The sequence below is a fragment of the Enterococcus sp. 10F3_DIV0382 genome, assembly GCF_002140245.1.
Taxonomy (GTDB): Bacteria; Bacillota; Bacilli; order Lactobacillales; family Enterococcaceae; genus Enterococcus_B; species Enterococcus_B lactis.
Genome location: NZ_NGMF01000001.1, coordinates 296,842 through 310,006, shown reverse-complemented (window position 1 = coordinate 310,006; position 13,165 = coordinate 296,842). Strand labels below are relative to the sequence as shown.

Below are 13,165 nucleotides of genomic sequence, written 5' to 3'. Positions count from 1 at the left end.
AATTAATAGCCTTCGCCAGTTGAACCAGATACGATTGCTACTCCTGCGCTTGTTCCGATTCTTGTAGCACCCGCTTCGATCATTGCCATTGCTTCTTCTTCGTTATGGATACCGCCAGAAGCTTTAACGCCCATTTCAGGTCCTACCGTTTCACGCATCAAGCGGACATCCTCTACCTTTGCACCACCCGTTGAGAAACCAGTTGATGTTTTGACAAAATCAGCGCCTGCAGCTTTTGCTAATTCGCATGCTCGGATGATTTCTTCTCTATCTAATAAAGATGTTTCGATGATCACTTTGACAAGTGCACGATCTTTTGCTGCTTCAACAACTGCTTCGATATCTTTTTGAACTTTTTGATCATCTTTTGATTTCAACGCACCGATATTGATGACCATATCGACTTCATCAGCACCGTTATTGATGGCATCTGTCGTTTCAAATGCTTTTGTCTCGGATGTGTTTGCTCCTAAAGGAAACCCGATCACTGTACATACGGCTACTGGTTCGCCTTGTAATTGTTCTTTTGCTAGCGCAACCCATGCTGGATTGATGCAGACAGAGTAAAAATGATATTTTTTCGCTTCTTCGATAATTTGCATCACAGCTTCTTTAGATGCGTCTGCTTTCAAAATAGTATGGTCGATCATTCGGTTTAGTTCCATTTCTTTTCCCCTTTTCTTTCAAACGGTAAATCCGCTTTTTTCCTTTTATTCTGTGATAATGTCATGAATCAATGTTGGCTTCATTGCTGATTCGCCAATTTCAATATTTTTATATAATAATTCAATAACCGAAGAGATTTCTTCATCATTACTATAGATTGTCAATAATGACTCGCCCTTTGTCACAGTGTCCCCGATTTTTTTATGCAGTTTCAATCCAACGGCGTGATCAATATCGTCTTCTTTGGTTTTACGCCCAGCACCTAGCATCATTGCAGCAATTCCTAATTCGTTTGCCACGATTTTTGACACGACTCCGCTTTGTTTAGCAGGAAGTTCCATTGTGTAACGTGCAGTCAAAATTCGTTCTGGTTTTTCCACGATGGTTGGGTCTCCCCCTTGATTTTGGATCATTTCTTTGAATTTTGCTAACGCTTTACCTGATTCCAGAGCTTCTTGAAGCAACGTTCTTGCTTCATCGATTGTTTTAGCTTTGCCAGCAAGGACAACCATTTGGCTTCCTAAGGCGTAGCACATTTCTACTAGATCTTCTGGACCATTTCCTTGTAATGTTTCGATTGCCTCGACAACTTCTAGACTATTTCCGATTGCTTCGCCAAGAGGTTCTGACATATCCGAGATTACCGCCACTGTTTCTCGGTTCGCTAGTTTGCCAATGTTTGTCATGGTCTTTGCCAGACGTCTTGCATCTTCGATATTCTTCATGAAAGCACCGTCTCCAGTGGTCACATCCAAAACGATTGCATCTGCTCCTGCCGCGATCTTTTTACTCATGATCGAACTGGCAATCAGCGGAAGAGAATCAACGGTCGCTGTGACGTCACGCAAAGCGTACAATTTTTTGTCCGCCGGTGCCAAGTTTCCTGATTGACCGATTACTGCTACTTTGCTTTCATTGACAATGCGCACGAATGCTTCATCCGAAAGCTCGATCTGAAATCCGGGAATTGCTTCTAGCTTATCTAATGTGCCACCTGTGTAACCTAGACCGCGTCCAGACATTTTAGCCACTGTCACTCCGACACTAGCTACTAGGGGGGCTAAAATCAATGTGGTCGTGTCACCAACGCCACCTGTCGAATGCTTATCTACCTTTATTCCTTCAAGAGAACTCAAATCGATGACATCACCAGAATTAGCAATCGCCAATGTTAAGTTCGTGATTTCTTCATTTGTCATGTCTTGATAAAAAATTGCCATCAATAATGCACTGACTTGATAATCTGGAATCTTTCCATTCGTATAGTTCGTGACGATGTACTCGATTTCCTCTTTCGACAGCTCGTTTCCATCCCTCTTTTTTTCAATCAGATCCACCATTCGCATTGCCTGATCCTCCTTGTCTTCATTCGGTATTATACATTATTTTTAGAAAAGGTAAACCACTTTAGTAAACTGGTTTACTAAAAATAAAAAAAGCACTAACTCGCCTTTGTAAATGCTTACATAAGCAATATACCGCTGAGTTAGCCCTTTGTCAATACTTTTACGCTCTCACGAATAATTAATTTTGTTTCGAACACTTTGTTCGGAACTTTTCTTTGAGGAAATTCGATCGTATCAATCAGGAAACGCGCAGCATAAAATCCAATATCAAAACTTGGTTGCTGCACTGTCGTCAATTGCGGAATCATGTATTCTGACAGCTTTAATCCATCGAATCCTATGACTGAGATATCTTCTGGGATTTTTTTGCCCAATTCATCTATCGCCTGATAACAGCCAATCGCCATGGCATCATTTCCGCAAAAAATAGCCGTGATATCTTTATGTTTGAGTAATTTTTTTGATGCAGTATATCCACCTTGGACAGTCAACTCTCCATGTTCAACAAATTTCCCATTAAAAGGCAGGCCATGATCTTTCAGCGCATGACGATATCCGTTGAAACGTTCTTCTAATTGATAGTATCCAGTGGTTTCCTTCAGCATGCCGATCTTCGTATGGCCACTTTCAATAAATAGTGAAACAGCTTGATAGGCTCCCTCATATTCCTTTACGATAAGCCGTCCGTTATCCCGACGATTCAATCCGCGATCGATTAAAATAATCGGCATTTTTTGATAAAATCCGCTGTCTAATGCGTATTTCTCAGGTAAAATATTTGGTGTTGCCAGCAAGATCCCGTCCACTGAGCGGTGGGAAAGCTCTTGTAAATACTTGATCTCATTTTCTTGGCTATGACGAGAATTGCATAACATGATCACATAGCCCAAAGGATTCAAATAGCTCTCTACACCTTCGATCAGTTTGGAGAAGAAGAAATCGGTGACATCAGGAACGATCATTCCGATGGTCTTTGAATGTCGATTGATCACATTTGAAGCGAAATAATCGGGTTTATAATGATGTTCATTCACGATCGACAACACTTTTTTTCTTGTCTTATCACTAAATCGGCTTCCTTTGTTATTCAAAATCTGTGAGACAGTTGTTACTGATACCCCTGCCATTTCTGCAATATCTCTGATGGTCAGCTTCACCCTAGTGGCTCCCTTCTATCTAAATTCCCTATCAGTGTACCAAAACCCCCAAGAAAAGAATAGAGAAAAAAAGAAAGTATGTTTTTTGATAAAAATCTCCTTTATCTACCAACTTGGCAGCCTTCTATACAAGTTCTGTATCTTATTTATTTTATCGCAAAAAACAACGACTCTGTTCCTACTATTTATTTTTGAAGAAAAAATAGTTCTTTGTTTTTTAAAAACTTCTCAGCAAAAAAAGAACTGATACGTACCCTTACATGCACGCCCAGTTCCACTTTTTCGTCGCTCTATTATTTTTCAGCTAGTTATTCTTTCACACTTTTGATGATATAATATCCTTTATCTTTTGTAACGATTTCTGCATTGCCAAATGTTTCTTCCATCTTCTTTTGCGCACTCGGCGCTCCTTGTTTCTTCTGGATCACAATTGTCAGTGTACCGCCCTGCTTCAATCGAGGATATGCGCCTGTCAAGATTTCATGTACGACTTTTTTTCCAGCACGGATTGGCGGATTGCTGACGATAGCTGCATAGGTTTCTTCATGAAGTACTTCATAGATATTTGATTGGTGGATGTCCACTTGTTCGATTTGGTTACGCTTTGCGTTTCCTTGCGCTAGACTCACTGCTCGCTCATTAATGTCGACCATTTCAACAAACCGTTGTGTCGCAAATGCCAAAGCTAGCCCAATCGGTCCATACCCGCATCCCACATCTAAGATCTTTCCTTCGTCAGGCAACTCTTCCCAATCAAAAGCATCAATCAGGACACGTGAACCATAATCCACTGTTTCACGTGAAAATACACCAGAATCAGTTACAAATTGAAAGGTTCTGCCTTTTAACTCAAAAGCCCATTGTTCAAAATCGTGCGCCGTATCTGGGCGTTCAGAATAGTAATGATTTGTCATGTCTTCCATCCTTCTCATTTCTTTCATGTCAACAGTCTATCCTTTTATGTATCCGTGCGCAAGTCAAGAATAAAACTCCTTTTCTTTCTATTATAAAGATTGTACAAAAAGATTGGCAATCTCTCTTAAGTGGTGGGGTTTGTGTTTATTTTGTGTTAAAATAGTTCCATTGATGGGAGAACGCAGGAGGCTAATATGAATGATCCAATGAACTACTACCGTGTGGCAAGAGAAGAATGGCGAGAATTTTATCGTAATGGGCAAGCACCTTTGACACAAGATGAACTAGATAATATCAAAAGTTTGAATGACCGCATTTCCATGCAGGATGTTCGAGATATCTACGTACCTCTTGCTCATCTGATATATCTATATATGAAAGAATTCGAATCTTTGTTCTTGAGTAAAGGTTTATTTCTTCATAAATACGTAGAAGTACCGCCTTTTATTATCGGGATCGCCGGAAGCGTAGCCGTTGGAAAAAGTACCACAGCCAGACTGCTGCAGACGATTTTGTCTCGTACCTTCAAACGAAGAAATGTTCAGCTGATCACGACTGATGGATTTCTTTATCCAAATCGTATATTAAAAGAGCGTGGAATTATGGATCGCAAAGGATTTCCTGAAAGTTATGATATGGAGATGCTGATCGACTTCTTGAATCGTGTAAAATCTGGTCAGGAAGAGATAAAAGTACCTGTTTACTCACATGATGTGTATGATATCATTCCAGATAAGTACGAGCTGATCCAGCAACCTGATATCTTGATCGTTGAGGGGATCAATACGCTTCAATTACCTGCGAATCAGCAAATCTACGTCAGCGACTTTTTTGATTTTTCTGTCTATGTCGATGCCGATCCCGTGCTGATCGAAAAATGGTATTTGGATCGTTTTGGCGCGTTACTGGATACGGCTTTCCAAAATCCAGAGAATTATTATTATCGTTTTGCTATCGGAGATCGTGAAGAAGCCTTTAAAATGGCAAAAGATGTATGGAAAAATGTGAATTTGAAAAATTTACAGGAATATATCTTGCCTACACGAGGAAGAGCCGATATAATTCTCCATAAAACTGAAAATCATATCATCGATTCGATTTTCATGCGAAAATATTAGCATTTTAAAATAGTTTGACTATTTTGAGATAAAATTTAAAGGGATAGGGGTAATAAATTTGACAAACGTTGCCGATATGACGAACGTTGAAAAGATTATCGTATTAGACTACGGTAGTCAGTATAACCAATTGATCACAAGACGTATTCGTGATCTTGGAGTCTTTTCCGAATTATTGAGCCACCGCATTACTGCAGAAGAAGTAAAAGCGATGAATCCAAAGGGAATCATTCTTTCTGGCGGACCAAACAGTGTATATGATGAGAATGCATTTGGGATCGATCCTGAGATCTTCAATTTAGGTATTCCTGTATTAGGGATTTGCTATGGTATGCAATTGATCACATACAAACTTGGTGGTTCCGTAGAGCCTGCTAAAAACCGCGAATATGGGAAAGCCTTGTTAGAAGTAACAAGCGATCAAGCTGTCTTGTTTAAAGAAACACCAAAACAACAAACAGTATGGATGAGCCATGGCGACTTGGTAACCAAAGTTCCTGAAGGCTTTGAAACAGTCGGAACAAGCAAAGATTGTCCGATTGCTTCTATCCAAGACACCACACGTAATTTTTACGGTATCCAATTCCATGCAGAAGTACGTCATTCCGAATACGGAATCGAATTGCTGCGCCACTTTGCCTTTGATGTTTGTCACTGTGAAGGTAACTGGACAATGGATAACTTTATCGATATGCAAGTAGAAAAAATCCGTGAACAAGTTGGTGACAAAAAAGTCTTGCTTGGGCTTTCAGGCGGCGTTGATTCTAGTGTCGTTGGGGTTCTTTTACAAAAAGCGATTGGTGACCAATTGACATCTATCTTCGTTGACCATGGTCTGCTACGCAAAGGCGAAGCGGAACAAGTAATGGAAAGTCTAGGCGGAAAATTCGGCTTGAACATCATCAAAGTCGATGCAAGAGATCGCTTCTTAGACAAGTTGAAAGGTGTATCTGACCCAGAACAAAAACGTAAAATCATTGGGAATGAATTCGTATATGTTTTTGATGACGAAGCAACAAAACTTGCTGGTGAAGAAGGCGTCTCTTTCTTAGCACAAGGAACGTTGTATACTGACGTTATCGAATCTGGTACAGAAACAGCACAAACGATCAAATCTCACCATAATGTAGGTGGACTGCCAGAAGATATGCAATTTGAATTGATCGAACCATTAAACACACTATTCAAAGACGAAGTCCGTGAATTAGGTACTCAATTAGGCATGCCTGATTCAATCGTTTGGCGTCAGCCATTCCCTGGCCCTGGTCTTGGTATTCGTGTTCTTGGCGAAATCACTGAAGACAAGCTAGAAATCGTACGCGAATCTGATGCTATCTTGCGTGAAGAAATCGCAGCTGCTGGACTTGACCGTGATATCTGGCAATATTTCACTGTTCTTCCAGGAATCCGCTCTGTCGGTGTTATGGGTGACGGACGTACTTACGACTACACAGTCGGTATCCGTGCGGTGACTTCAATCGACGGAATGACAGCTGACTTTGCCCGTATCCCATGGGAAGTCTTGCAAAAAATCTCTGTACGTATCGTAAACGAAGTAGCCCATGTCAACCGTATCGTGTATGACATCACTTCTAAACCACCAGCAACAGTGGAGTGGGAATAATCAAAAATAGCCAACAAATTTTGATATGTCAATGTTTGTTGGCTGTTTGTTTTTTCATTATCACACTTTTATCACAGTTACAAAGTTTTTAAAAGATTTCATCAATTACTTTATACGTAATTTTAATTGATTTACTTTTGACAAAACATGAAAATTCCTTCAATAGTACTTCATAAGCGTTTTTTATATGTCCGCTCCTTTAGTCTTCTTTGTTCCTTACCAAATATTTCTTGCTAATTATTTAACAGTTCTGGACATGATTCAATATGTGTTCTCAAATAATAAAAAATGAAACTTTTATAGTTAATACTAAATAACAATAATAATTTTAAATAAGGTAAACCATAATAAAATTATATTCGATAACTCTAGTATTACCTTAATCAATACAAACATTTTCCGATAGAAAAAATATTCTGAGCTAATTGCTTGACATTTTATTTTCAACTATTGACAACCATCGTTGTAAGCGCTATCTTTAATTGAGATAGCTTTATACTAAAAGGAAATATAAATGAAAAAAATAATTATTAGTACTTTGTTAATTTCCGGAACAGCCATTGGAATAGTAGTACCTATTGCTAATGCTACACAGGACTCTTTATACTCTGGTGGGCAAGAAAATGTAGATGCATATACTACTGTAATTGAAACAAAAGATAATAAAAACGATAGTTCATCAAGATATGCTTCAAGTGCCGTTGGTGGTGGCTGGTGGCGTAGAGGCCAGAATGGCAACCGTAATATTTCTGAATACCAACACTATACAAAAGAGGGCCATGCCTCATGCGAGAACGGAAACGGAACGTTTAATAGTGGTGGTTGGAAAGCGCCATATCAATGGAGTAACGCAAGTGTTGGCTGGACTCTTTTTGGTGGAAATAAAGCATATTATAACTTTCGTTAATTAAAACACAAAAAATCACAGTATGAAGCTATCTGTTTAAGTAATTATTAAAGGAGATATTATGAAAAAATATGTTTACATAGGAATAATTGCCCAATTAATATTAACTGGTTTTATTTTCCTTTCAGTTATTGACCAATTAGAGTTAAATAAATTACTTTATAAAGATAAAGAAAAGATTACTATTCTAGTCGAATCTAATTCAATGTTAAGAGAACCTCAGCAACAAGCTGATTTTATTATTGAAACAGCAAACAACAATCAAATTGAAATCTTTAAATATATATTTTCTAGTGACTCCGATTTAAAAATATATACAAATCAAACAATGAAGAATGAATTTACTACTCTAGGGAATCCAAACGAAAGCAATACAGATACTTTAAAATCTAGAAAAGATTTCGTTTGGACAAATTCAAAAATTGACCTAGAGCTAAAAAAGTTCGCCGACATTCCTGAAACAGGGATTTCAGGCGTCTATTATATTCAGGGAAACACTCAAAAACAGATCCACGCGTTTCTCAGAGATATCAATAAACTAGGAACTATACAAACCGATAACAATGATAGTTACAACCTAAATGTCCGCAAAGAGTTTTTCGACAAATATTTATTGATTTTAGTATGGTTTCTATTATTGGTAGTTAATTTAGCAATATTGATCCAACTTCTTATTAAACAAACTAAAAAAATCACTCTATTTAAACTATTTGGCTGGAGTATCCAAGATACTTTAAGTTCTTTTACAATTCCTATCATACGTGTACTTTTATTGAGTTTATCTACCGTCAGCCTTATTATTGTCCCATACTTTTTTATCCGTTATAAAGGAATGCCATTTATAATTTCCTTTTTCTCTTTGTCATTATTGACCACTCTTTTACTCATTACGCTGTATTCTATCTGTATTTATCTATCTATTAAACTCATTTATCGCTCGAATCATCCCAATAATTTAAAAGGCAACAATTACAGCAGCTTTGGGATAGCCTTTAATCTATTCTGTAAATTAGCAGTTGCAACAACCATTATTATTTTAGGTACTTCATTATTAAAAGATCAACAGGTATTGGTTCAGCACCAAAATCAAAATGTCTATTGGGAGAAAACAAAGAATATCTATGCCACACAATTAAGATTTATCACGAATGATCCAGATGAATATCGTCCTTACGAGAAAAATTTGAAAAATTTTTTTAACGAGGCAACAAATAAAAAAGGATTATTCCTAATAAACTCATCCAATTATGAAAAACTATCAAATGGAAAACCGCTCTATGAAATGAATACTCATAGTGATATTGAACAATTGACTTCTCCTGCTGGAAAATCGATCATTATCAATAAAAACTATTTCGCGCACAACCCGATCATAGATACTCAAGGAAAATCTCCTATAGATAAAATAATCTATTCACCTAACCATTTGAATCTATTAGTGCCTGACTTCTTGAATAAATTTGAAAAAGAAATTGAATCGCAATATCTGGAATATTTTTCTTTTTTGAGGCGAGCTACGAGCGCGTCTTCAGAACCGATAAATGCAAAAATAAACATCATATATGTGAAAAGTCATCAAAAATATTTTACGTATAATCCTCACATTGATAAAAAAGACTTTACTATAGTTGATCCAATCTCTATAGTAGATACAGGAAATCTAGATGCTAGTTTTTATGCAGCCTGGTTGACGACATCTTCTTTTGTTCAAACAGAAAAAAAGGATGGATTTAATTATTTATTACCGACCATTATCAAAACAAATACTTTACCAAGCATCCAGAATACTATTTCAATTTACAATTTCCGAGCTGAAGAATTGAATACAAAGAAAACATTGATTTACATTATAAGAATTCTATTGATTTGTTTAACTGTAATCCAAATTTTTAATGTTTTTTCATCCTACCAATTAATCGTAGAAAAATATAGATATAGCTTGCATATTAAGAGACTTTTTGGATACTCTTTTATAAAACTCTTTACTCCAATAGTCATGCCAATTATCTTATTAGATATCATTCTTGTATCAGTATTATTCATCCTTTATAGAAACCAATATATTATTTTTATAATTACTTGCTGGAGCATTTTAGAATTACTTATCACTTTATTAACCATGTATTACTTAAGCACTTCTATTAACAAGCCAAGCATAGAAAAAAAAGGAGTTTAGAGATGATAGAGATAAAAAACGTTGGTATTTCATATGGAAAAAATAAAATTTTTGAACAATTCTCCTTAACGATTAAAGATGGTGACTTTTTATGTATTTATGGAAAAAGCGGGAGTGGCAAAACAACTTTATTAAACTTGTTAGGCTTGCTGGAAAAACCTGATAGTGGAAAAATCATATTTGAAGGTATAGAAAATCCTAGTGCTAAAGAAGTTCATTTACTACAAAAAGATAAGATTGGCTATATCTTTCAAAATTTCGGTTTAATAAACGATGAAAGTGTCGAAAGTAATCTACTTATAGCATTAAAAAACCAAAAAATGAATAAAAAAGTGAAAAAAGAAATGATGTTACACAGTTTATTCGAAGTAGGTCTATCCAATGTTTTAGAGAAAAAGATTTATGAATTAAGCGGCGGAGAACAGCAGCGTATTGCGTTAGCTAGATTAATTTTAAAAAAACCTTCTTATATTTTTGCAGATGAACCTACAGGTAATCTTGATGAAAAAAATGCTGAATTAGTCTTTCGCATCATAAAAAAATTTAATGTCGAACATCATGCTACCGTTGTTTTTGTGACTCATGACAAAAAGTTTATAAACTTTACTAAAAATACGTTAGATTTAACTGTCCTAGATAAGCAAGAAAAAATTTTAACACATTAATACGTAGAAATAAGTAAATAAAATGATAATACTCTATAAAATCCATCTTATTCTAAACATATTATAATATGTTGCAAACCTTTAGATTAGCGAAATAATTCTATACGCTATCTTTTTATTTTCGAGTGGGAATAAACAAAAATAATTGAAAATAGAACTGTGACAAAAATCGTGTCGCAGTTCCTTTTTTCGAATAACCGGTGTTCCAGAAGTAGCTTCTTCGGAAATAAGCCGAAATTATACAAAAATGTGAGAAGTAAATTTCGTCAATTCCTTCTTATTTCTTGAAGCTGACCACTTCTGTCACAACCTCATTTTTTTATTAAGTTTCCTTCTTCTTACCTTTTTCCACTATTTCGTTTCACATCTTTGATGATTTTCAACGCACGTTTTCGTGTTTTGATATTTGGGCTTTTCAAACGGTGATACGCACTTGAGATATCTGTTTTTTCCATATAGACGACCCACTTTCTTCTTTGATTGTAGTCATGTTAAAGAATGCAAATCGAAATAATTACGATTTGCATTTTGAATGGTATCAAATGTCAAAAAGAAAGTCAACCTGCTAAAACGAGGCTATGGCAAAAGTCGTGTCACAATCCCTTTTTCCGAATGAATAGTGTTCCAAAAGGTGCTTCTTCGGAAATAAGTTTTATTATTACATATGATCTACCAATTATTCTTCCCACATTCACATCTTACCGTTTCCGATTGTCTTAAACAATTCAGCTACTTCTTTTTGCGAACAGTCGTAAAAACGAAAAATTTTTTGTAACATCTCGTAACTGGGACGCGATAGACCTGTTTCCCATTTGGAAAGTGTTTGTCTTGTGATACCTAATTGTCGTGCAACGAAATCTTGTGTATAACTTCGGTCTTTTCTTTTTTTTGTCAGCCATCGAGCAAATACCATCCAAGCATCCTCCTCGTTGTTAAACCGCATCCATTTCCTTCAATATCAACTATATTAGAAACATTTGTAATTGAAAAGAGTCTATAACGATTGGGATCTTAAAAAAGAAATGGTGTATCCTAGTTCTTTGTTTCTCTTTCTCTTGTAAACAGTTCTGAAATCTCTTTAGCTGAGCATCCATACAAACAAATCAATTTATAGAGCATCTCATAACTTGGATATGACCGGCCATTTTCCCAATTGGACAAACCTTGTCTTGTAATATGTAACTGAAGTGACACCCATTTTTGAGTATACCCTTTTTCCCTTCTCTTCTCACGCAACCACTGATGGATCTCCATCCCTCGCTCCTTTCATTTAAGTATTCTCTCCCATATTAACTATAACGGAAAATTTAGGAATTGAATATATGGCGCAATGATTTGTGTCTTACATTTGATTGCTAGTTAGAATACACTGTAATTGTTGAAATATAAAAAAATAAAAGGAGTGTTAGAGAATGAAAAAATCGGTAATAGGTGGAATAATATGGGAATGTTTTTTAGAATATGACCGTTAACAAGGAGATGTCATGAAATATAAATACCTATTTCTTAGCTTGGGTTTCCTTTTATTGTTAGGGATATCGGGATGTACTGGTGTAGGAAAAGAACTGACAGGTGATTATGATTATTATCTCTATTTTTCGAATACAATGGACAAGTTTGTAACATCTGGCAGATTCGTTGGTATCGGAAAGAAGGATCAAGTGATTTTAAAAACAGAAGGACTGGAACTAGGCACTTTCGTACAACATGATCAAAAAGTCTTTTTATCTGATCGAACGCATGACTTCGTTTATACACCTCATTCAGGAAAAATCGAAAAGGAAAAGCGCCAAACAAAAGAACATACAGGAATAGACAGCGTGATATTGGACGGGAAGCTGGTTACTTTGTTCAATCATGGCTATCCAGATACCAATGACATCCTTTATCAAAACAATCTTTATTTTAATAATGACTATACGATTATCAACGGGCATATTTTTTCGACTGGAAACGATGAGCAGTCTCTCTATATTTTACGTGACGAAGAAATAGGAAAATTATTTGTTGATAGACTCTATCTTTCTGAAGATACGCTTATCAGTGAGAACCTTGGTTCGTTCCCCAATATAGAAGGGAGTGAATATCTGATAGGTTATCGGCTAAATGTTCATGAAAACCACTTATACGGAGTGGCTTTTGATTTTGCTAATAATCGGCGAGCTGGATTATTTAGCTATTCGCTGAAAGATTCATCGTATACATTTAAAGAAACAGACCGAGAAATAATACTGGAAGATATAGGATTCAGTTTTTCAAAAGGAAGTTTTATTTATAAAGATCAGCTTGTTTACTTTTCAAGTAACGGCACGATCTACTTTATTGATCTTGAGACTGCAGAAACTACTAAAAAACTCCCGACAAACATGGATCTTAGTGGGGTATTTATTGTCTCCGTGATTGATGATGAACACGTAGCGATTGCTACCCATGATCATGATAATAATCTAATCATTTGGGAACTCGACCTAATTAGCTTGTCTCTTACGGAAAAGCGACGTGTAGAACCTTCACTATGGAGAAAGCAAGAATATCTGTACGACTTTCAAGTAAAACGTTGATTATCTCAAAAAAGTTTATCCATCCGCCAA

At 36.1% G+C, this 13,165-nt stretch carries 13 protein-coding genes; 6 read left to right on the top strand and 7 right to left on the bottom strand.

Annotated features, from left to right (window positions below):
- Positions 1–2: 2 nt before the first annotated feature.
- The 4 genes from deoC to A5849_RS01490 all read right to left on the bottom strand — a co-directional run bounded on the left by deoC (position 3) and on the right by A5849_RS01490 (position 4,083).
- Positions 3–665, bottom strand: coding sequence for a deoxyribose-phosphate aldolase (deoC, locus tag A5849_RS01505; RefSeq protein WP_002291107.1), 663 nt, complete (start codon positions 663–665; stop codon positions 3–5).
- Between the two features lie 45 nt (positions 666–710).
- Complete coding sequence (locus tag A5849_RS01500) at positions 711–2,012, bottom strand: pyrimidine-nucleoside phosphorylase (protein WP_002309849.1); 1,302 nt, start codon at positions 2,010–2,012, stop codon at positions 711–713.
- 140 nt (positions 2,013–2,152) lie between these two features.
- Positions 2,153–3,169 carry a LacI family DNA-binding transcriptional regulator gene (locus A5849_RS01495; RefSeq protein ID WP_002291103.1) on the bottom strand — a complete coding sequence of 339 codons (1,017 nt, stop codon included), beginning with the start codon at positions 3,167–3,169 and terminating at the stop codon, positions 2,153–2,155.
- A 308-nt stretch (positions 3,170–3,477) separates the two neighbouring features.
- Positions 3,478–4,083, bottom strand: coding sequence for a class I SAM-dependent methyltransferase (locus A5849_RS01490; protein WP_002309852.1), 606 nt, complete (start codon positions 4,081–4,083; stop codon positions 3,478–3,480).
- 195 nt (positions 4,084–4,278) lie between these two features.
- Between A5849_RS01490 and coaA the strand changes: the two genes are divergently transcribed.
- From coaA to A5849_RS01465, 5 genes are all read left to right on the top strand, one after another.
- Positions 4,279–5,202 (top strand): type I pantothenate kinase, encoded by a 924-nt coding sequence (gene coaA, locus A5849_RS01485; protein WP_002288627.1) that lies wholly within the window; start codon positions 4,279–4,281, stop codon positions 5,200–5,202.
- Between the two features lie 58 nt (positions 5,203–5,260).
- Positions 5,261–6,826: a glutamine-hydrolyzing GMP synthase gene (gene guaA / locus A5849_RS01480; RefSeq protein ID WP_002298578.1), complete on the top strand. Its 1,566-nt coding sequence runs from the start codon at positions 5,261–5,263 to the stop codon at positions 6,824–6,826.
- A 514-nt stretch (positions 6,827–7,340) separates the two neighbouring features.
- On the top strand, positions 7,341–7,733 hold the full coding sequence (locus A5849_RS01475) for a bacteriocin (protein WP_002309853.1): 393 nt from the start codon (positions 7,341–7,343) through the stop codon (positions 7,731–7,733).
- Between the two features lie 61 nt (positions 7,734–7,794).
- A complete protein-coding gene (locus A5849_RS01470; protein WP_086309914.1) occupies positions 7,795–9,909 on the top strand; it encodes an ABC transporter permease in 2,115 nt (704 codons plus the stop codon).
- A 2-nt stretch (positions 9,910–9,911) separates the two neighbouring features.
- Positions 9,912–10,574 carry an ATP-binding cassette domain-containing protein gene (locus tag A5849_RS01465; protein WP_002309855.1) on the top strand — a complete coding sequence of 221 codons (663 nt, stop codon included), beginning with the start codon at positions 9,912–9,914 and terminating at the stop codon, positions 10,572–10,574.
- 338 nt (positions 10,575–10,912) lie between these two features.
- Here A5849_RS01465 and A5849_RS01455 read toward each other — a convergent pair whose 3' ends face one another.
- The 3 genes from A5849_RS01455 to A5849_RS01445 all read right to left on the bottom strand — a co-directional run bounded on the left by A5849_RS01455 (position 10,913) and on the right by A5849_RS01445 (position 11,828).
- The gene (locus A5849_RS01455) at positions 10,913–11,029 is read right to left on the bottom strand and encodes a putative metal homeostasis protein (protein ID WP_086309913.1); all 117 of its coding nucleotides are present in this window, start codon (positions 11,027–11,029) and stop codon (positions 10,913–10,915) included.
- A gap of 236 nt (positions 11,030–11,265) precedes the next feature.
- Entirely contained in the window at positions 11,266–11,487 is a 222-nt protein-coding gene (locus A5849_RS01450; protein ID WP_002335117.1) for a helix-turn-helix domain-containing protein, read from the bottom strand.
- A 119-nt stretch (positions 11,488–11,606) separates the two neighbouring features.
- Complete coding sequence (locus A5849_RS01445) at positions 11,607–11,828, bottom strand: helix-turn-helix domain-containing protein (RefSeq protein ID WP_002309857.1); 222 nt, start codon at positions 11,826–11,828, stop codon at positions 11,607–11,609.
- A gap of 230 nt (positions 11,829–12,058) precedes the next feature.
- On the opposite strand from A5849_RS01445, the gene A5849_RS01440 reads away from it, so the two are divergent.
- Positions 12,059–13,135 (top strand): hypothetical protein, encoded by a 1,077-nt coding sequence (locus tag A5849_RS01440; protein ID WP_002348077.1) that lies wholly within the window; start codon positions 12,059–12,061, stop codon positions 13,133–13,135.
- Positions 13,136–13,165 lie beyond the last annotated feature (30 nt).